Here is a 19,183-nt window from a genome sequence, read left to right on the forward strand (position 1 = left end):
GGTTATCGCTGCTCGCCGCGCTGCGCGGCGCGCCTTGCAGCGGTATCTTCCATGCGCCAGTAGCGCCGCCGCGCCCGCAGCGCAAAGCGGGCGCGGTAGTCCGACATCGACATGCCCGTGGCACGCTGGAACAGCCGGCGGAACGCGGCGGCGTCGCTGTAGCCGCACGCCTCGGCGATGGCATGGGTGCCGTGCAGCGTGACTTCCAGCAGCATGCGGGCACGCTCCACGCGCAGCGTATGCAGGTAGTCCAGCGGCGTCATGCCGGTAACCTGGCGGAAATGACGCAGCAGCGTGCGTTCGCTGACCGCCGCCGCCTGCGCCACCGCGGCCAGCCGGTAGGGCTCGGATACGTGGTCACGCAGCCACTGGATGGCGCGGTAGACCGGGCTGTCGGCGGTGCGGCCGAGCCAGCGTTGCGACACCAGCGCCGGCACGCTGCGCTGGCGCTCGGGCTGGAACAGCATCAGCCGCGACGCCGCCTGCGCCAGGTCAGGGTCGTGCAGGTGGCCCAGCACGCGCAGCATGAATTCCACCTGCAGGGCGGGCGCCACGCACGAAAACACGTGGCCGTGCACGCTCATGGCCGCGTCGCTGGTCAGATCGCAATGCGGGTACTGGCGCGCCATCCAGCTCTGGTACATCCACGGCGCCCCCACGCTGGCGCCATCGAGCAGGCCCAGCTGCAGCGGCAGCACCATCCCCGACGCACACGCGGCGATCCAGCCGCCGGCGCGCGCATGGCGCTCCACCAGGCGCAGCGCCGCGGTGTCGCGCAGCGCCAGCTCGCCCAGCTGCGGCGCGTTGCTGGCCAGCAGCGCGGGAATGACCAGCAGCGTGCGGCTGCCCCGCGTTCGCGCGCGGCGCGTCGACGACGCCAGCCCGGGCAGCGCCGTGGCCAGCGTGCGGCCGTTGGCGCGGCACAGCTGCCAGCTCAGCGTCGGCGCGGCGCCGGGGCGCTGCAGGCTGGCCACGCCGGCCACCGTGCGCAGCACATCGAGCGTGGTGAACAGGCTGCCGGGCATGGCTTGCGGCAGCCACAGCAGGCGTACGTGCAGCGGAACGTTCTGTGACGACGGCGCGATGGAAACGGTGGGGGCTGGCATGCCTTGAAGCTGTTCGAGTCGTTGGAGAAGGCGGGCCGCGGAGCGCCGTGGCGGGATCGGCATCCGGATTGGCGATATTGAACCTCCCCATAGTGGATGGCAAGGACTAGCATCGTGCCGTTGTGCCGTGGCAAACGGCTTTGCCCGCGGCGCCGCCAACAAGACCAGACCGAGGAGATTCCATGCCGTTTTTCGTTCGCCACGTTGCCATCGCCGCCGCCCTGACGCTTGCCGGGGCCGGTACGCTGGCCAGCGCCGCGCAGCCAGATGCCGCGCTGCTGTCGGCCGCGCAGGCCGCCCAGCCCAAGGTCGTGCAGTCGCTCAAGGAGATGGTGTCGATCGAATCCGGCAGCGCCAATGCCAGGGGGCTGGCGCAGATGGCCAGCTATACCGAGAAGCGGCTGCAGGCGCTGGGCGCGAAGGTCGAGCGCCTGCCCGTGACCAAGGGCCCGGGCACCATGGTCAAGGCCACCTTCACCGGCACCGGCAAGCGCCGCGTCATGCTGATTGCCCACCTGGACACGGTGTACCCCGAGAACACGCTGGCCACGCAGCCGATCCGCGAGGAAGGCAACCGGCTCTATGGCCCGGGCATCGCCGACGACAAGGGCGGCATCGCCGTTATCCTGCATTCGCTCGAGATCCTGAAGCAGCAGGGCTGGCGCGACTACGCACAGATCACGGTGTTGTTCAACCCGGACGAAGAGGTCGGCTCGGTGGGTTCGGCCGAGACCATCGCCACGCTGGCCGCGCAGCATGACGTGGTGCTGTCGTGCGAGCCCACCGCGGCCAAGGACGTGGTCAAGGCCGAGGCGCTGCTGCTGGGTGCCTCGGGCACCGCCACCGCCACCATGCAGGTCCAGGGCCGCGCGTCCCACGCCGGCGCCGCGCCGGAGCGCGGCCGCAATGCGCTGCTCGAACTTGCCCACCAGCTGCAGCAGACCCGCGATGCCGCCACCCTGGTGCCGGGCTCGCAGCTGAACTGGACCCAGGCCCAGGCCGGCACGGTGCGCAACCAGATCCCGGAAAGCGCCGTGGCCTACGGCGACGTGCGCACCACGGCCGCGGGTGCCGCCGAGAAGCTTAAGGTGGCGCTGCAGGACAAGGTCAAGTCCAGCCAGCTGGTGCCCGACACCCACACCACGGTGACGATGGAAGAGGGCCGGCCGCCGTTCGTGGCCGACGCGCGCGGCCGCGCGCTGGCCAGGCGCGCGCAGGAAATCTACGCCGAGCTGGACGGCCGCACGCTGGCGCTGGCCGAAGGCACCGGCGGCGCCACCGACGCCAGCTTTGCCGCCCGCTCGGGCAAGCCCGCGGTGGTGGAAAGCTTCGGCCTGGCGGGCTTCGGCTATCACGCGCGCGACGAATACATCGAACTGGATTCGATCGTGCCGCGCCTGTACCTGATGACGCGGATCCTGCAGGATATTGGCCGCAACTGAGCCGTCGCAACCGGGCCCGCCCCGGACTTTCCCCCATCCCGGCAAAGGCCAGCCACAGGCCTGCTACAGTGTCATGGCCGCCTGTCGGGCGGCCATGACAAAAGAGCTTCCGGGGAGACAGCAGATGAATCGCAAAGGCCTGGTCGACGCCGCCATGGCGCTGGAAGACCTGGCGGCCGGCAACACGCCCGCGCCCTCGCAGGTGGAGGCGGGCGCCGCCGCGCTGGAAAAACTCCATGCCGATTTCCCGGCCTGGCGCGACGTCGGCGATGCGCTGTTCGGCCTGAAGGCGCTGGCCGGCGGCAGCGGCATGGCACTCGACGCCAAGGGGCGCCAGCGCGCCGGCCGGCTGGCCGACGTGGTGCGCAGCCTGATCGACCAGATCTGAGCGGCCGCGCGCCTACAGCATCGACTCGATCGGCAGGATCGACAGGAACCAGATGCCGAGACGGCGCCACCAGCTGGTGTTCGGCTCGGTATCGTGGCGGATGATCTCGTCGCCGCGCCGCTCCAGCCAGTACAGCCGGCCGGTTTCGTCCAGCCTGACCTGGTAGGCCGCGCTCGGGACCACGCTGGCGAAGGAGGACTCGATCCGGCCCGCCAGCACGGGGCTGTCGATGATGAAGCCGAGTTCGGTGTTGAGCATGGCCGATCGCGGATCGAAGTTGAACGAGCCTACGAAGACCCGGCTGCCGTCGACCGCGAAGGTCTTGGCATGCAGGCTCGAGCCCGAACTGCCGAAGGGGCCGGCACGCTCTTCCTTCTGGCGGGGCGCTGCCGCGCGCCGCAGTTCGTACAGGTCGACGCCGGCCTCGAGCAAGGCCTTGCGCCGCTTGGCATAACCGGAATGCACGGCCGACACGTCGGTGGCCTCCAGCGCATTGGTCAGCACGCGCACGGCGACGCCGCGCCTCGCCATGTCGGTAAAAAAGGCGGTGCCGCCGGTCGAGGGCACGAAGTACGGCGAGACCAGGTCGAGCTCGCGCCGCGGCTCGCCCAGGATCTCGCGCAGCTGGTGCGCCACCAGCGTGCTGCGCGTGGCCTCGCCCAGCGCCTTGGCGGGGTTGTCGCTGACCATGCGCGTGGTGGCCCACTGGAACTGCAGCGTGCCGTCCAGCATCCGCTGCACGTCGGGCAGTTCGCGCACCGCGGCCAGGTAGGCCGCCGCGGCCGGATTGCGCTCGACCTCGCGGGCGTGCGACACCAGTGCCTGCAGGCCTTCCACGCTGACCGGCGGCAGCAGCCGGTCCACCGGGTAGGCCGAGGCGCTGGACCAGTAGCGGTCGAAATCCTGCGCCACGTCGCCGGCCGCGGGGCCGACGGCAATCACGTCGAGGTCGGCAAACAGCACGCCGTCGGTGGCGCCGAAGTATTCGTCGCCGACATTGCGCCCGCCGATGATGGTGGCAACGCCGTCGGCGGTGAACGACTTGTTGTGCATGCGCCGGTTCAGGCGCTGGAAATCCGTCAGGAAATTCAGTGCCTTGGGATGGCGGATCACGAACGGGTTGAAGATGCGCACTTCGACCTGCGGGTGCGCGTCCATCGCCGCCAGCAGTTCGTCCATGCCGGCAATGCCGTTGTCGTCGAGCAGCAGGCGCACGCGCACGCCGCGTTCGGCGGCCTCGTGCAGGGCCTCGAGCAGCAGCGTGCCAGTCAGGTCGTTGCGCCAGATGTAGTACTGCACGTCGAGCGTGCGCTGGGCGGTGCGGGCCAGCTGCACGCGCGCGGCAAAGGCGGCGTAGGCGTTCTGCAGCGGATGGATGCCGCTCAGCCCCGGGTGCCGCGCCAGTTCATCGGCCAGCGCCTGCCCCAGCGGCGTGGCCCGGCCCTCGGCCGGCGTCAGCGCAAAGGACTCGGTGCGAGGATTCAGGGGCGGCAATGCGCAGCCGCCGAGCAGGGCGGCGCAGCACAGCATCAGCGAACTGGCGCGCAGGCGGCGGGGCGGGGCGAATGCAGTGTCTGTCGGCAAGGGCATCGGGCCTCCGGGCGGCCCGGTCGCGGGCCCGTGGTGTCGGCGATGCCGCCATGTTGCCATGCCGTGCCGCCGGCGTCGCGATTCGGGCCAGCCGGCGCCGCTGTGCACTGCACCAGACAGGCCCCCGGCATGCGCCATGACGGCGCACCGCGCGGGCCGCCATGGGGCAAAACCGCCGCGGCCCCGCGGCCACGGCGCTGGCGCGGAACCTGCGTAAGCGATGGCAAGAGTAGAAGCGTTCACCAGCCGCGCGCCAGATCGATGCGCATGGCGGCTGGCCGGGAATTGCTCTTGAAGTCCGTGCCCCGCGCCGTTGCGCAGGCTGGCACCGTCGGCCTCAGGAGTGCGCTGTCCCGGCGCGCATTGTCGTTGGCGGCCATGCCTGGGCCGGCGCGGGGCAAGTCCCTGACCCGCTTGCCACGAGGAATACCATGACACAGCCAGACAACGCCTGCTCCCTGACCGAACTCGACCGCGAAGCGCGCATGGGCGCGTTCGGTTCGGAAACCCGCCGGCGCGAGATCCGCCGCATCGACCTGTCCGACTACGCCCGGCGCAAGCCGCAGATTGCCGACGCGCTGTGGCAGGCTTCGGTCGACGTCGGCTTCTTCCAGCTTGCCAACCACGGCATCGACCTGGCCAGCGTGCGCCAAGCCTTTGCCATGACCGAGCGCTTCTTTGCCCTGCCCGATGAAGTGAAGGCGCGATACCCGCTGCAGAAGGCCGACAACGCCGGCTGGGAAAGCCGCGCGCAGGTCCGTCCTTCCACCGGCACGCCGGACCAGAAGGAGTCCTACCAGATCACGCGCCCGCATATGGACGGACTGTGGCCGGGCGATGACGAACTGGACGGCTTCCGCGACACCATGCTGGCCTTCGAGGCGCAATGCTGGGAAGTCGGCATGAAGGTGCTGTCATGCTTTGCCGACAAGCTGGGCTTTGCCAGCGACTTCTTCACCCGCGCACACGACCCGTGCGCGCCGGACTACCAGAGCACGCTGCGGCTGCTGCACTACTACGCGATCCCGCCCGAGCTGCGCGACGGGCTGGGCCTGTGGCGCGCCGGCGCGCATACGGATTTCGACTGCCTGACGCTGCTGTTCCAGCGCCCTGGGCAGGGCGGCCTGCAGGTCTGTCCGGGTCGGGAGATGGCGGCGCAGGCATGGACGCCGATCGAGCCGGACGAAGACGTTATCACCTGCAATATCGGCGATATGCTGATGCGCTGGAGCGACGACCGCTTGTCGTCGAACTTCCATCGCGTGCGCAATCCCGCGCCGGGCGAGTACATGGGGCCGCGCTACAGCATGGCGTTCTTCTGCCAGGCCAATCGCGGGGCCATCGTCGAAGGCCCTGCCGGCAAGTATCCGCCGATCAGCGCGGGGGATTACCTGCGGCAGCGGGTCGAGGCGAACTTCAAGGGGTATTGAGAGGAGTGCGGCAGCGCGGCGCGCCCGGACCCGCGTGGTCCAGGCCCGCCGGCCCAGTGTGCTGCGCTCAGGACGCCGCCACCACGCCGCAGGCAATGCGGCCGCCGGCATTGCCGGTGGGCTGCGTCTTGTAGTCGTCCGGATCCTTGTGCACGACCACCGCGCGGCCGATCACGCTGTTGGCGCCGGTGCCCACCGACAGCGACGGCAGCAGCATGCTGACGCGCACGTTGCCATTGGCATCGGCGGTGACGTTGTTCATGTCGCCGGCATGGTGGTCCGGCATGGTCATCTGCCCGTGCGGCTTGCCGCCCGGATTGAAATGTCCGCCCGCGCTCATGGCGTCAGGCGCGGAACAGTCGCCCTTCTCGTGGACGTGGAAGCCATGGACCGAATTGGGCGGCAGCCCGGTAATCGCGGCGGTCATCATCACGCCGCCGGGCTGCTGCTGGAAGGTGACGGTGCCCGCGGTGTTGGAGCCGCTCTTGGGCTGCAGTGTGGCCGAGGCCCGGGCACCGCTGGTGGCACCGCTGGCGCCGGTGGCGGAGGGCTGGGCCGCGGACGACGAGGTCATGCCGGAGCCGGCGCAGCCGGCCAGTGCCAGGGTTGCGGCGATGCACGCCGCCAGGGGGAGGAGCACTTGTTTCATCGGAATCCTCTTGTTGTCATGATTTCGGATGAAACAGTATAGGTCGGCGCCCGCTGAACCGATTTCCGGTTTTGTCCTACATGCGGACTGGGCTACGCGCCGCTGGCGGATCGCGCCAACAACAGGCAGCCGCTCAGGCCGCCACCGGCAGTGGCTGCTGTGCCGCACCAAAATGCGGATGGCGCGAGAACAGCTCGGCGGCCCAGTTCACGAACACCCGCACCTTGGCCGACAGGTGCCGGTTCTGGGGATACATCGCCGAGATCGGCAGTTCATCGGTCTGCCAGTCGGCCAGGATCTCCACCAGCCTGCCGCTGGCCACATAGGGCTCGGCCATGGCGCGCGAGATGCGCGCGATGCCATGGCCTTCCAGCGCGCAGCCCAGGTAGACATCCGCGTCATTGGTCGAAATGGCGGAGGGCAGCAGCACCTCGCCGCGCTCCGTGCCGCGCGCCAGCGGCCAGGGCATTTCGCGGCCGGTGCGGTTGGAAAGGAAATTGACGGCCTTGTGCTGCGCCAGCTCGGTCAGGTCGCGCGGGGTGCCGTTGCGGTTCAGGTAGATCGGCGAGGCGTAGAACGCCAGCTGAACGTGGCCGATGCGGCGGGCCACCATGGCTTCGTCCAGCGGAATGCCGACGCGCAGCACCACGTCGACGCCTTCCTGCAGCAGGTCGATCGGCTTGCCGTTGATGGTCAGTTCCAGCTTCAGGTCCGGATAGGCCTGGAAGAATTCATGCAGATGCGGCACCAGCACCAGCTGCGCCAGCCCGGCGGTGGTGTCGACCGACAGCGTGCCGCGCGGCGAGTTGTTCTGGCGCGTCAGCGACTGCTCGGCCTCCTCGACATCGGCCAGGATGCGCACGCAACGCTCGTAGTACGCGGCGCCGTCGTTGGTCACGCTGATGCGGCGCGTGGTCCGGTGCAGCAGTTTTACGCCGAGATGGGTTTCCAGGTTCTGGATCAGGCGGGTCAGGGTGGCCTTGGGGAGGTCCATCGACTCCGCGGCACGCGCGAAGCTGCCCACGTCGACGACCCGGGTGAATGCCTGCATTGATACGAGACGGTCCATGATGAGGTTCCGACGATAGATCCGAACGGCGTGCCGCCCGCGCTCGTGGCGCACGCGGCCTCTCTTGTTGTTGTGATGGGGAGTCTGCCGGCTGCTGGCACTGGATGCGCGCTGGCTGGGCGCGCGGCCGGCATGGGTTCTGTCAGGCGTCTGGCGCCGCGGGCGTCCACCCCCGCGGGCCGGGCGTGCAACGGCCTGGCCAACCGCCGCGCGTGCCGAGAGCGGGAGTGAATCACAAAATCCAAGACCTTGTCATGCGTGGGGATTTCGCTTTGCAGACGGATGACAGGCCGGTTGCGATTATTCCAATCCCGGAACAGTGCATTGGCGATCTCTCGCTTTATCCCATCCTCGTCAATCACCATAATCCGTTGCATCGCAACACTCAAGCGCATTGTCCATGCCGTGCGCCGATGCCATGTCACAGAAGCCAGGCCAACGCTCCGCAGCCGCCAGCGCCGACACTGCCCCCGCGGCAGCCGGGCCGGGACAGGCGCGCGTGGTTGAGCACACGGTGACCAGCGACGGCCGCGAGATCCTGGTGCGGGTGTGCTACCCGCCGGGCTACCCGGCACCGGGCATGGACAGCGCCGCGCTGCTGCCGTGGCTGGTGTACCTGCACGCCGGCGGCTTTGTCGACGGCGGCCTGGAGCACGCCTGCCACCTGGTGCAGGACCTGGCCACGACGGTGCCCGCGGTGGTGGTTACGCCGGCGTATTCGCTGGCACCCGACCACCCGTTCCCGGCGGCGCCCGAGGATGCGCACAGCACGGTGCAATGGGTGCTGCGCAATGCCCGGCGCCTGAAGGTCGACAAGACCCGCTTCGCGCTGGTGGGCGAGGAAGCCGGCGGCAACCTGGCGATCGCGCTGGCGCAGATGCTGCGCGACCGTGGCACCGCCCAGCCGCGCGGCCAGTGGCTGATCCGCCCGGTGACCGACCCGTGCCTGCAGCATGCCTCCTGCGCAGGCTTCGGCGGCGGCACGGTGCCGATGGAAACGCTGCGCCGGCTGGCCGACAACTATCGCGACTACCTGCCGACGCCGGCCGATACGGTGCATCCGTATGCCGCCCCGGCGCTGGCCTCGCGCCTGGCCGGGCTGCCGCCCACGCTGGTGCAGGTGGCCGAACACGACGCGCTGCGCGCCGAAGGCGAAGCCTTCGCCGGGCGCCTGGGCAAGGCCGGTGTGCCGGCCCAAGCCATGATCATGCCCGGCGCCTGCGGCGACGGCGTGGAAGAGGCCCATGACAGCTGTCAGGCATGGGTCGACGAAGGGGCGCGGTTCCTGCGGCGATGTCTGGCCGCGGCCGACGCCACCTCATCCCTGACTGAACGCCACGCTGGCGCCAACGCCAGCGGGCCTGGAGCCAAGCCCGCCGGCTGAGCCGCTCCAGACAACCGCCAGCCGGCTCTGTTTCGGCCAGAGCCAGGACCGCAAGGCGCGTCGTGATGCGCCCGCGGCCCTCAGTCCGACCATCAGTTTGACCATGGTTCCGATCCGCCCGCGCGGACCGGCAGGCGGCGTTCGGCCCTTTGCTTTTCCGGTTGAAGAAAACCCGATCCAGGAGTTTGAGAAATGCAGCAGCAGAAGCGACGTACCCTGATTGCCCTCGCCATCGTCGTGGTGCTGGGCGCCGGCGTGGCCGGTTCGATCCTGCGCCCTTGGCACAGCGGCGAAGCCCACGCCAACACGCCGCCGCCCGCGCCGGCCATCGAAGTGGCCGCGGTGGTCGGACAGACCATCACCGAGTGGGATGAATTCTCCGGCCGCCTCGAAGCGGTGGACCGGGTGGAAATCCGCCCCCGCGTCGGCGGCACCATCGACGCCGTGCACTTCCGCGAAGGCGCGTTGGTGAAGAAGGGCGATCCGCTCTTCACCATCGACCCGCGGCCTTATGCCGCGGAAGTGGCCCGCGCCGAAGCCGCGCTGGCCGCGGCGCAGGTGCGCGCGGCCCATGCCAAGAGCGAAGGCGAACGCGCACAGCGCCTGCTGGATGACAACGCCATCTCGCGGCGCGAATTCGACGAGCGCATCCACGCCGCGCGCGAAACCAGCGCCAACGTGCGCGCCGCCCAGGCACAACTGGAAACCGCGCGCCTGAACCTGGCCTACACCCGCATCACCGCGCCGGTGTCCGGCCGCGTGTCGCGCGCCGAGATCACGGTGGGCAACCTGGTGGCGCCCGGCGTGGCGACGCCGCCGCTGACCACGGTGGTGTCGGTGTCGCCGATCTACGCGAGCTTCGAGATCGACGAGCAGAGCTACCTTCGCTACACCGCTCCCGGCGCCGGCGGCGGACAGGCCAACCTGCCGGTCTTCCTGGGCCTGGCCAACGAAGACGGCCATCCGCACCAGGGCAAGATCCAGTCGGTCGACAACCGGCTCGATACGCGCAGCGGCACCATCCGCGTGCGCGCGGTGTTCGACAACGACGACGGGCGCCTGCTGCCGGGCCTGTACGCCAAGGTCAAGATGGGCGGCGGCGCGCCGCATGCGGCGGTTTTGGTCAACGACCGGGCGGTCGGCACCGACCAGGGCAAGAAGTTCGTGCTGGTGGTCGACAAGGCCAACAAGCTGGTTTACCGCGAAGTCGAGCTCGGGCCCAACTATGAAGGCCTGCGCGTGATCCGCAAGGGGCTGAAGCCGGGCGAGAACATCGTCGTCAATGGCCTGCAGCGCGTGCGGCCGGGCGACACGGTGCAGCCCAAGGCGGTGGCCATGGCCTACCGCAGCGAACTGGAACCGCGCCCGGCAGCGCCCGACCGCAAGCAGGCTGCGAGCGAGAAGGGCGACGCGGACGCGAAGCCGGTGAGTTGATCCATGCGCGCCGACAATTTCCTTCCCTCTCCCGCGCGATGTCTGAGCCCGTCGTAGCTGGCCGTCACCGTAGCCAGCACACGCAGCGCCCCTAGTTTTGCATCGTCCCCCGGCTGTGGATGGTGCCCGCCACGAGCGGGCCGCCAGGGGAGCGCTTTTAGCAGAGACCAACATGAATCTCTCGAAATTCTTTATCGACCGCCCCATCTTCGCGGGGGTGCTGTCGGTGCTGATCTTCCTGATCGGCGCCATCTCGATGTTCAAGCTGCCGATCTCGGAGTACCCGGAAGTGGTGCCGCCGTCGGTGGTGGTGCGCGCGCAGTATCCGGGCGCCAACCCCAAGGTGATCGCCGAGACCGTGGCGTCGCCGCTGGAAGAACAGATCAACGGCGTCGAGGACATGCTGTACATGTCGTCGCAGTCCAACAGCGACGGCCTGCTCACGCTGACCGTGACCTTCAAGCTGGGCACCGACCCCGACAAGGCGCAGCAGCTGGTGCAGAACCGCGTCTCGCAGGCCGAGCCGCGGCTGCCGGAAGATGTGCGGCGGCTTGGCATCACAACGGTCAAGAGCTCGCCGGACCTGACCATGGTGGTCCACCTGGTCTCGCCCAACGACCGCTATGACATGACCTACCTGCGCAACTACGCGGTGATCAACGTCAAGGACCGGCTGGCGCGCCTGCAGGGCGTTGGCCAGGTGCAGCTGTTCGGCTCGGGCGACTACGCCATGCGCGTGTGGCTCAACCCGGAAAAAATGGCCGAGCGCCAGCTTGCCACCGGCGACGTGATCAAGGCCATCCGCGAGCAGAACGTGCAGGTGGCGGCGGGCGTGATCGGCCAGTCGCCGTCGCTGCCGGGCGCGGACCTGCAGCTGTCGGTCAATGCGCAGGGCCGCCTGAGCACGGTGGAAGAGTTCGGCGATATCGTCGTGCGCACCTCCGCCGACGGCGCGGTGACCTACCTGAAGGACGTCGCCCGGATCGAGCTGGGCGCGTCGGAATATGCCCTGCGCTCGCTGCTGGACAACAAGCCGGCGGTGGCGATTCCCATCTTCCAGGCGCCTGGCTCCAACGCCATCCAGATCTCGGATGACGTGCGCAAGACCATGGAAGAGCTGAAGCAAAACTTCCCCGACGGCATCGACTACAGCATCGTCTATGACCCCACACAGTTCGTGCGCCACTCGATCGAGGCGGTCACGCACACGCTGTTCGAGGCGATCGCACTGGTGGTGCTGGTGGTGATCCTGTTCCTGCAGACCTGGCGCGCGTCGATCATCCCGCTGCTGGCGGTGCCGGTGTCGATCGTCGGTACCTTCGGGCTGATGCATCTGTTCGGCTTCTCGATCAATGCGCTGTCGCTGTTCGGCCTGGTGCTGGCGATCGGCATCGTGGTCGATGATGCGATCGTGGTGGTCGAGAACGTCGAGCGCAACATCGAGGAAGGGCTGACGCCGAAGGAGGCCACCTACAAGGCCATGCGGGAGGTCAGCGGCCCCATCATCGCCATCGCGCTGACGCTGATCGCCGTGTTCGTGCCGCTGGCGTTCATGACCGGCCTGACCGGCCAGTTCTACAAGCAGTTCGCGCTGACCATCTCGATCTCGACCATCATCTCGGCGTTCAACTCGCTGACGCTGTCCCCGGCGCTGTCGGCGCTGCTGCTCAAGAGCCACGACGCACCCAAGGACTGGCTGTCGCGCTGGATGGACCGCGTGTTCGGCGGCTTCTTCAAGCGCTTCAATACCTTCTTCGGCCGCAGCGCCGAGAGCTATGGCCGCGGCGTGAAGGGCGTGATCCGCCGCAAGGGCTCGGTGTTCGGCGTCTACGCGGTGATGCTGGCGCTGACCTGGGGCGTGTTCCAGCTGGTGCCCAAGGGCTTCGTGCCGGCCCAGGACAAGCAGTACCTGGTGGGCTTTGCCAAGCTGCCTGACGGCGCCACGCTGGACCGCACCGAAGACGTCATCCGCAAGATGAGCGACATCGCGCTCAAGCATCCGGGCGTGGAATCGGCAGTGGCCTTCCCGGGCCTGTCGATCAACGGTTTCACCAACAGCCCGAGCGCCGGTATCGTGTTCGCCACGCTCAAGCCGTTCGAGGACCGCAAGAGCGCCGAGCTGGGCGGCGCGGCCATTGCAGCCGAGCTGAACCAGAAGTACGCGGCGATCCAGGACGCCTTCATCGCGGTGTTCCCGCCGCCGCCCGTGCAGGGCCTGGGCACCATCGGCGGCTTCAAGCTGATGATCGAGGACCGTGCCGCGCTGGGCTATGACGCGCTGTTCGAGGCCACCAACGCGTTCGCCAACAAGGCGCGTGCCACGCCCGAGCTGACCGGCATCTTCAGCAACTACCAGGTCAACGTGCCGCAGCTCGACGTCAGGCTGGACCGCGTCAAGGCCAAGCAACTGGGCGTGCCGGTGACGGACGTGTTCGACACGCTGCAGACCTACCTGGGCTCGGCCTATGTCAATGACTTCAACAAGTTCGGCCGGACATACCAGGTCAAGGTGCAGGCCGACGCGCCGTTCCGCGCGCATGCCGAGGACATCCTGCAGCTGAAGACGCGCAATGCCGCGGGTGACATGGTGCCGCTGTCTTCGCTGGTGCAGGTCAAGCAGGGCTTCGGTCCGGACAGCGTGGTGCGCTACAACGGCTTTACCGCCGCCGACATGAACGGCGGGCCCGCGCCGGGCTTCTCGTCGGGCCAGGCGCAGGCCGCCGCCGAGCGCATTGCCGCGGAAACGCTGCCCAAGGGCATCAAGTTCGAATGGACCGAGCTGACCTACCAGGACATCCTGGCTGGCAATGCGGGCATCTGGATCTTCCCGCTGTGCGTGCTGCTGGTGTTCCTGGTGCTGGCTGCCCAGTATGAAAGCCTGACGCTGCCGCTGGCGGTGATCCTGATCGTGCCGATGAGCCTGCTCGCGGCAATGACCGGGGTGTGGCTGACGCAGGGCGACAACAACATCTTCACCCAGATCGGTTTCATTGTGCTGGTGGGCTTGTCCGCGAAGAACGCGATCCTGATCGTCGAGTTCGCGCGCGAACTGGAGCATCACGGCCGCACCGTGGTGCAGGCCGCGAGCGAGGCCAGCCGCCTGCGCCTGCGCCCGATCCTGATGACGTCGTTCGCGTTCATCATGGGCGTGGTGCCGCTGGTGGTCTCCACCGGCGCCGGCGCCGAGATGCGCCATGCGATGGGCGTGGCGGTGTTTGCGGGCATGCTCGGCGTGACCTTCTTCGGGCTGTTCCTGACGCCGGTGTTCTACGTGGCGCTGCGGCTGCTGGCGACGCGCGGCCAGAGGCGCGCGCAGCCGGCGCAGGTGGAGCACCAGGCCGTGGCTTCGGCTGAATAACGCAGGTTTGCTCCCCTCTCCCTCTGGGAGAGGGGCGGGGGAGAGGGGGAGCTCGCAGTACTTGCGGCCTTCACTTCGTCATACACGCCGGCCCTCTCCCCCAACCCCTCTCCCGCAAGCGGGAGAGGGGAGCTACTACAGAACAGTCAAGGAATGAACCAATGATTGCCCAGATCTCAAGGCAGTTGCCCCGAATCGCCACGCTGGCCGCCGCGCTGGTGCTGGCCGGCTGCTCGCTCGCGCCGACCTACAAGGTGCCGGAGACAGCCACCGTGCCGGCCTTCAAGGAAGCCGAGGCCGCGCAGGCCGAAGGCGCGCAATGGAAGACCGCGACGCCGGCCGAGGGCCAGCACCGCGGCGAATGGTGGAAGATCTTCGGCGACGCCGAACTCGACCGCCTGATGGCCGCCGCCGGCGAATCGAACCAGGATCTCGCCATCGCCGCGGCCCGCCTGAAGCAGGCGCGCGCCTTTACCGGCGCGACCGAGGCGGACCTCTACCCGCAGCTCAGCGTGGGACTGGACCCGACCCGCTCGCAGCCGTCGGCGGCCTCGCAGGGCCTGCCCGATGGCACCCGGGTGCCGCCACAGACGGTGCTGAAGGCGCGTGCCTTCGCCAGCTATGAGCTGGACCTGTTCGGCCGCGTCGCGTCCAGCGTCAACGCCGCGCGGGCCGAAGGCGAGGCTGCGGAAGACCTCTACCGCTCGGTGCAGCTGGCGCTGCAGGCCGACGTGGCGCAGGCGTATTTCGCGCTGCGCACGCTGGACAGCGAGCGCGACCTGCTCAACGCGACCATCAGGCTGCGCCAGGATGCGCTGACGCTGCTGAAGAAGCGCTATGACGCCGGCGAGACCACCGACCTCGACCCCGCGCGCGCCGAAGCCGAACTCGGCACCGCGCGCGCGGACCTGGCCGGCATCGAGCGCCGCCGCGCCAACCAGGAGCATGCGCTGGCCGTGCTGACCGGCGTGCCGCCGGCGGCGTTCTCGCTGCCGGCCAGGCCGTTCGATGCCGCGCCGGTGGCGGTCCCCGCCGGGCTGCCGTCCGAACTGCTGGAGCGGCGCCCGGACATCGCCGCGGCGGAGCGCCAGATGGCGGCGGCCAACGCGCGCATCGGCGTGGCCAAGGCGGCGTTCTTTCCGCGCATCACGCTGACGGGGCTGTTCGGCTTTGAATCGGCTGATTTGTCCAACCTGTTCAAGTGGTCCTCGCGCACCTGGATGCTGGGGCCGCTGATCGGTTCCAGCATCGCGCAGACCGTGTTCGACGGCGGCCGCAACAGCGCCAACCTGGCCGGCGCCCGTGCTGCCCACGAGGAAGCGGTGGCGAGTTACCGCCAGACCGTGCTGGTCGCCTTCCGCGAGGTGGAAGACAGCCTGGCGGACGTGCGCTGGCTCAGCCAGCAGGCCGGCGCGCTGGACAGCGCACTCGGCGGCGCAAGGCGGGCGGCGCGGATCTCGCGCAGCCGCTATGACGCGGGCGCGGTCGACTACCTGACGGTGATCGATGCCGACCGCACCGTGCTGCAGTCGCAGCGCGAGGCCAACCAGGTTGCCGGCCTGCGCGCGGCCGCAACGGTATCGCTGGTGCGGCGCCTGGGCGGGGGCTGGGGCCCGTTGCCGGCATCCGTGGCGGCGGCCCCGGTGCCCGCGGCCGAGGGCGCCGCCGCCACGGTGGCGCGCTGAGCCACGCAGGGGACTGGCGCGATGCCGGGCAGTCACTACACTGTAAGCATCGCGCCATGCGCAAGGGATGCACGGGTGCGTCCCGGTTGCGTCCGGTCCCGCTGCCATGCTTGTCCGACACAGGAAACTGTTCTGGGGTTTTGTGTTCGCCGCGGCCACGGTGGGTGCGCTGCTGGCGCCCCTGCCGGGCCTGGACCGCACCGCCATCCATGACGAGGTAGTGATCGCGCGCCCGCTGGCGCTGGTCTTCGATTTTGTCGCGACCCCGCGGCACTGGCCCGCCTGGCATCCCGCCTCGCTCGGCGTGGCGGGGGCCACCGACCATCCGCTGGAGCGCGGCGAGCGCGTCGCCGAAACGTTCATGCTGGCGCGGCGCGGCGGCGTGGTCGTCTGGACAGTGATCGAAAGCCAGCGGCCGCGCACGTGGTCGATCGAGGGCGTGGCCGCCGGGCGCCGCGTCGGCACCATCACCTACCGGCTGACGCCGGCCATTACCTCCTCGCTGGCCCCGGCGGCCGAAAGCACCCGCTTCGAACGCGAATTCCGCTACCGCTCTCCGACGCTGCTGTTTGCGCTGATCAACCGCCTGATGCTGCGCGACCAGTTACAGGCCGAGTCCACCGATGCGGTGCGCCGGCTCAAGGTGCTGCTCGAGGCCGAGCCGCCGCCATCGCAGCGCGGCGCCTTGCGCGCGGCACCGAACCGGCCTAAGTTGGAGCCATTGCGCATTGCCTCCAGGGAGGCCCGTATGCCGTTCCAGCTGCAATCGACTGCATTTGCCCCGGGCGGCGCGATCCCGGCACAGCACACCTGCGAGGGCGCCGATACCTCGCCACCGCTGGCCTGGAGCGGCCTGCCGCCCGGCACGGCAAGCCTGGCGCTGATCGTCGACGACCCGGACGCGCCCGACCCTGCCGCGCCGAAGATGACCTGGGTCCACTGGGTGCTCTACAACCTGCCAGCCGACGCCGCCGCGCTCCCCGCCGACATCGCCAGGGCCGGGCTGCCCGCCGGCACGCGCCAGGGGCTCAACGACTGGCACCGCACGGGCTACGGCGGCCCGTGTCCGCCGGTCGGCCGGCACCGCTATGTCTTCAAGCTCTATGCGCTCGATGTGGCGCTGCCGGACATCGGCAAGCCAGACAAGGCCGCCCTGGAGCGATCGATGCAAGGCCACGTGCTGGCCAAGGCGGAACTGATCGGCACTTACCAGAAGTCACGCCCGTAGGCGGCGCGCGCTGGGTTCGCCCAGCCCTTGCGCTTGCCGATATTGCACAATACCGGCTTTGCATGGCTTGCATCGACCGGAGATACCGCATGGCAAAGCAGGGCGCACTGGGCCTCAGGAGCATTGCGTTGTTCGAGGCCGCCAAGGGGCTGCTGGTCATCGTGGCCGGGCTGGGCCTGGCCACACTGCTGCATCGCGATGCCCAGGCGCTGGCCGAAGCCGTCATCCAGCGCTGGCATGTCAATCCGGCCAGCCGCTATCCCACCATCTTCCTGTCGCTGCTCGAGCATCCTGACAATGCGCGCCTGTGGGCCATCGGCGGCTCTGCCGCGGTCTATGCGCTGATGCGCTTTGCCGAAGCCTATGGGCTGTGGCGCGGCCTGCCCTGGGGCAACTGGCTCGGGGTGTGGTCGGGCGGCATCTACATCCCGCTGGAACTGTACGAGGCCCTGGTCCATCCCAGCTGGCTGCATGGCGCGCTGGCCGCCGCCAACCTGCTGGTGGTGCTCTACCTGGCGCGCGGGCTGCTGGCGAAGTCGACCACCAGGGGGTCGTGATCGGAAGACCGGTACGGGTCGGGCGCATAGAAGGCGGGCGCCGCGCGGGACCCGGGCGCCGGTGCATAGGATAAGGCCGCGGGCTCGTCGGCATTGATATGCCACGCCTGGACGGCGACGACATGGGCTGCGGCGGTGGCGTCGCCCAGCACATGGTCCAGGTAACCGGCCTGCGCTGCGTAGACGTAGCTGTAGGCGTGCGGGCCGGCAAAGCGCGCGACCAGGTCGGCGTAACCGCGCCGCGCGAGCAGGCGTATCGGGTCCTCCATCGCATAGCTGTTCAGGTCGCCGATCACCAGTACGCCGGCGTCGGCGACGCCGGTCGGCGCGGTGGCCAGCCAGCGGGCCAGGTTGTCGGCGGCCTGCACGCGCGCGGGGTTCCAGCAGCCCTGGCCGTCGCGCTGGTCGGCTTGCGCGCCGGCGGCCTCGACACAGTTCTTGGACTTGAAATGGTTGACCACCACAGTCACCGGCGCGCCACCCGTCGCGGCACGGAAGGTGGCGGCGAGCGGCTGGCGGCTGCGCTCGCCCACCCATGTGGTGGCTACCCGCCCGGCGGGCAGCGCGGTGCGGGCGTTGAACAGCAGCCCGACCGCGATGGCATCGGTGCCTAGGGCAGCGCTGCCGGGATCGGCCACGCGCCAGTCCGGCCCCAGCATCGCCGCCAGCTGGCGGATGGCGCCGGTCGGGCCGTAGCCGTTGTTCTGGACCTCCATCAGGCCGATCACGTCGGCGTCCAGTCCGCGCAGCGCGGCCACCAGCTTGGCCTGTTGCCGTGCCAGCGCTGCCGCATCCTGCGCGCCGCGGTTGCCGGGCGCATCCAGGCCACCGCCCTGGCCGTCGCCATTGAAATAGTTCTGCAGGTTGAAGGCCGCCACCCGCAGCGCGGTGGCCGGATGCCGCTGTGGCGCCGCGGGACGCGGGTTGGCGCGTTGATAGACCGGTGCGCCGGCAGCGCGCACCGGCTGCAGCCGCCACTGGCCGTGGCGCTGCTCCAGCACGCCCTGCACGCCGGTGAGGGTATCGCCGGCCCGTAGCGGATGTTCCGCCAACAGGCGCGGGGAAGGGTAGGGCACCACGGAGGGAAACTGGCGCGTCGAGCCATCGTCGAGCAACAAGCGGTTGCGGGCATTGGCCGCTGCGGCTTGCTGCGCGGACGGTCCCGGCAGCGCCTGTTGCGTGGGCGCGATCGGGCGCCCGTGGCTCAGCACCACCGTGCCATAACGGCCCAGTTCATGGGTATCGCTGACCGTCAGCGTCTGTGGCAGGCGAACCAGCATGCCCTCCATGGCAGCCAGGTCAGATTCACTGGCAAGCGGCAGCGTCAGCGTCCGCGGCGCCACGGACAGGCCCTGTGCGCACACAACGGGCACGCCCGACAGCACCAGCTGCGTTTGTCCGAATCGTTCCTCGATCCTTCCGGACACGCGTACCATGTCGCCGGCATTGGCCTGGGCGCGCGGCGCGTACACAAAGAGCCCCTCCGACAGGCCCGGCCGATGCACGCGTTGCGCGTCCGCGGTCTGCAGGAAGAAGCCGCGCAGGCCGCCATCGCCGCTGAAGTCCGCGGTGACAATGGCCTGGACTTCGACCGTGCGGCCGACCAGCGGCGAGGCGCGGCCCTGACCGCGGATGTCCGCAAGCGCGGTCGCGGGACTGCCGCATGGCTGCATGGCAGCATCCGCGCTGGACGGCACGGCTAGCAGGCTGGCCAGGAGCAAGGCGGGCAGTGCATTCAGGGCGATGCTGCATTCAGGCATGGACAGGCGCATGGCGGTTTCGGCAGGTCGTGGCAAGGTGGACGATGCTAACCCCCGCTTGTAACGGAATGCTTGCCGCGGGCATGTGACGCCGCGATCGTGC

The 19,183-nt window shown here is 69.3% G+C and carries 14 protein-coding genes and 1 pseudogene; 10 read left to right on the forward strand and 5 right to left on the reverse strand.

What is annotated here, in order from left to right; all coding sequences use genetic code 11:
• Positions 1-2: 2 nt before the first annotated feature.
• Positions 3-1,106, reverse strand: a complete 1,104-nt coding sequence (locus tag RALTA_RS20185; protein WP_012355760.1) for a GlxA family transcriptional regulator — start codon at positions 1,104-1,106, stop codon at positions 3-5.
• A gap of 182 nt (positions 1,107-1,288) precedes the next feature.
• Here RALTA_RS20185 and RALTA_RS20190 point away from each other — a divergent pair, with 182 nt between their 5' ends.
• On the forward strand, positions 1,289-2,548 hold the full coding sequence (locus RALTA_RS20190) for a M20/M25/M40 family metallo-hydrolase (protein WP_012355761.1): 1,260 nt from the start codon (positions 1,289-1,291) through the stop codon (positions 2,546-2,548).
• A gap of 124 nt (positions 2,549-2,672) precedes the next feature.
• Entirely contained in the window at positions 2,673-2,936 is a 264-nt protein-coding gene (locus RALTA_RS20195) for a hypothetical protein (protein ID WP_012355762.1), read from the forward strand.
• Between the two features lie 12 nt (positions 2,937-2,948).
• Here the strand turns inward: RALTA_RS20195 and RALTA_RS20200 are convergent, their stop codons facing one another.
• Positions 2,949-4,526: a phospholipase D family protein gene (locus tag RALTA_RS20200; protein ID WP_041232509.1), complete on the reverse strand. Its 1,578-nt coding sequence runs from the start codon at positions 4,524-4,526 to the stop codon at positions 2,949-2,951.
• A gap of 431 nt (positions 4,527-4,957) precedes the next feature.
• Here RALTA_RS20200 and RALTA_RS20205 point away from each other — a divergent pair, with 431 nt between their 5' ends.
• Complete coding sequence (locus RALTA_RS20205) at positions 4,958-5,956, forward strand: isopenicillin N synthase family dioxygenase (RefSeq protein WP_012355764.1); 999 nt, start codon at positions 4,958-4,960, stop codon at positions 5,954-5,956.
• A 67-nt stretch (positions 5,957-6,023) separates the two neighbouring features.
• Here the strand turns inward: RALTA_RS20205 and RALTA_RS20210 are convergent, their stop codons facing one another.
• Positions 6,024-6,605: a superoxide dismutase family protein gene (locus RALTA_RS20210; RefSeq protein WP_025581608.1), complete on the reverse strand. Its 582-nt coding sequence runs from the start codon at positions 6,603-6,605 to the stop codon at positions 6,024-6,026.
• Between the two features lie 133 nt (positions 6,606-6,738).
• Entirely contained in the window at positions 6,739-7,674 is a 936-nt protein-coding gene (locus tag RALTA_RS20215; protein ID WP_012355766.1) for a LysR family transcriptional regulator, read from the reverse strand.
• 418 nt (positions 7,675-8,092) lie between these two features.
• Here RALTA_RS20215 and RALTA_RS20220 point away from each other — a divergent pair, with 418 nt between their 5' ends.
• The 7 genes and pseudogenes from RALTA_RS20220 (at position 8,093) to RALTA_RS20250 (ending at position 17,320) form a co-directional block, all read left to right on the forward strand.
• On the forward strand, positions 8,093-9,058 hold the full coding sequence (locus RALTA_RS20220; protein WP_041232736.1) for an alpha/beta hydrolase: 966 nt from the start codon (positions 8,093-8,095) through the stop codon (positions 9,056-9,058).
• 192 nt (positions 9,059-9,250) lie between these two features.
• Complete coding sequence (locus RALTA_RS20225; protein ID WP_012355768.1) at positions 9,251-10,492, forward strand: efflux RND transporter periplasmic adaptor subunit; 1,242 nt, start codon at positions 9,251-9,253, stop codon at positions 10,490-10,492.
• Between the two features lie 172 nt (positions 10,493-10,664).
• A complete protein-coding gene (locus RALTA_RS20230) occupies positions 10,665-13,850 on the forward strand; it encodes an efflux RND transporter permease subunit (RefSeq protein WP_041232510.1) in 3,186 nt (1,061 codons plus the stop codon).
• Between the two features lie 161 nt (positions 13,851-14,011).
• Positions 14,012-15,535, forward strand: a complete 1,524-nt coding sequence (locus RALTA_RS20235) for an efflux transporter outer membrane subunit (RefSeq protein WP_012355770.1) — start codon at positions 14,012-14,014, stop codon at positions 15,533-15,535.
• A gap of 106 nt (positions 15,536-15,641) precedes the next feature.
• Positions 15,642-16,178 (forward strand): annotated as a pseudogene (locus RALTA_RS31040) (SRPBCC family protein); the annotation flags it as partial.
• A 105-nt stretch (positions 16,179-16,283) separates the two neighbouring features.
• Positions 16,284-16,763, forward strand: coding sequence for a YbhB/YbcL family Raf kinase inhibitor-like protein (locus RALTA_RS31045; RefSeq protein ID WP_041232738.1), 480 nt, complete (start codon positions 16,284-16,286; stop codon positions 16,761-16,763).
• A gap of 89 nt (positions 16,764-16,852) precedes the next feature.
• The gene (locus tag RALTA_RS20250; RefSeq protein ID WP_012355772.1) at positions 16,853-17,320 is read left to right on the forward strand and encodes a DUF2127 domain-containing protein; all 468 of its coding nucleotides are present in this window, start codon (positions 16,853-16,855) and stop codon (positions 17,318-17,320) included.
• On the opposite strand, the gene RALTA_RS20255 is transcribed toward RALTA_RS20250, so the two are convergent.
• Positions 17,272-19,092 (reverse strand): ExeM/NucH family extracellular endonuclease, encoded by a 1,821-nt coding sequence (locus RALTA_RS20255; protein ID WP_041232511.1) that lies wholly within the window; start codon positions 19,090-19,092, stop codon positions 17,272-17,274. The two genes, RALTA_RS20250 and RALTA_RS20255, sit on opposite strands and share 49 nt — an antisense overlap.
• Positions 19,093-19,183 lie beyond the last annotated feature (91 nt).

The organism is Cupriavidus taiwanensis LMG 19424, from assembly GCF_000069785.1.
In the GTDB taxonomy this organism is placed as follows: Bacteria; Pseudomonadota; Gammaproteobacteria; order Burkholderiales; family Burkholderiaceae; genus Cupriavidus; species Cupriavidus taiwanensis.

What these genes read in the sequence shown, in the direction of transcription:
- RALTA_RS20225 (WP_012355768.1), top strand. Translation starts at nt 9,251, where the DNA reads ATGCAGCAGCAGAAGCGACGTACCCTGATTGCCCTCGCCATCGTCGTG.
- RALTA_RS20195 (WP_012355762.1), top strand. Translation starts at nt 2,673, where the DNA reads ATGAATCGCAAAGGCCTGGTCGACGCCGCCATGGCGCTGGAAGACCTG.
- RALTA_RS20255 (WP_041232511.1), bottom strand. Translation starts at nt 19,092, where the DNA reads ATGCGCCTGTCCATGCCTGAATGCAGCATCGCCCTGAATGCACTGCCC.
- RALTA_RS20205 (WP_012355764.1), top strand. Translation starts at nt 4,958, where the DNA reads ATGACACAGCCAGACAACGCCTGCTCCCTGACCGAACTCGACCGCGAA.
- RALTA_RS20185 (WP_012355760.1), bottom strand. Translation starts at nt 1,106, where the DNA reads ATGCCAGCCCCCACCGTTTCCATCGCGCCGTCGTCACAGAACGTTCCG.
- RALTA_RS20215 (WP_012355766.1), bottom strand. Translation starts at nt 7,674, where the DNA reads ATGGACCGTCTCGTATCAATGCAGGCATTCACCCGGGTCGTCGACGTG.
- RALTA_RS20220 (WP_041232736.1), top strand. Translation starts at nt 8,093, where the DNA reads ATGTCACAGAAGCCAGGCCAACGCTCCGCAGCCGCCAGCGCCGACACT.
- RALTA_RS20235 (WP_012355770.1), top strand. Translation starts at nt 14,012, where the DNA reads ATGATTGCCCAGATCTCAAGGCAGTTGCCCCGAATCGCCACGCTGGCC.
- RALTA_RS20190 (WP_012355761.1), top strand. Translation starts at nt 1,289, where the DNA reads ATGCCGTTTTTCGTTCGCCACGTTGCCATCGCCGCCGCCCTGACGCTT.
- RALTA_RS20230 (WP_041232510.1), top strand. Translation starts at nt 10,665, where the DNA reads ATGAATCTCTCGAAATTCTTTATCGACCGCCCCATCTTCGCGGGGGTG.
- RALTA_RS20250 (WP_012355772.1), top strand. Translation starts at nt 16,853, where the DNA reads ATGGCAAAGCAGGGCGCACTGGGCCTCAGGAGCATTGCGTTGTTCGAG.
- RALTA_RS20200 (WP_041232509.1), bottom strand. Translation starts at nt 4,526, where the DNA reads ATGCCCTTGCCGACAGACACTGCATTCGCCCCGCCCCGCCGCCTGCGC.
- RALTA_RS31045 (WP_041232738.1), top strand. Translation starts at nt 16,284, where the DNA reads ATGCCGTTCCAGCTGCAATCGACTGCATTTGCCCCGGGCGGCGCGATC.
- RALTA_RS20210 (WP_025581608.1), bottom strand. Translation starts at nt 6,605, where the DNA reads ATGAAACAAGTGCTCCTCCCCCTGGCGGCGTGCATCGCCGCAACCCTG.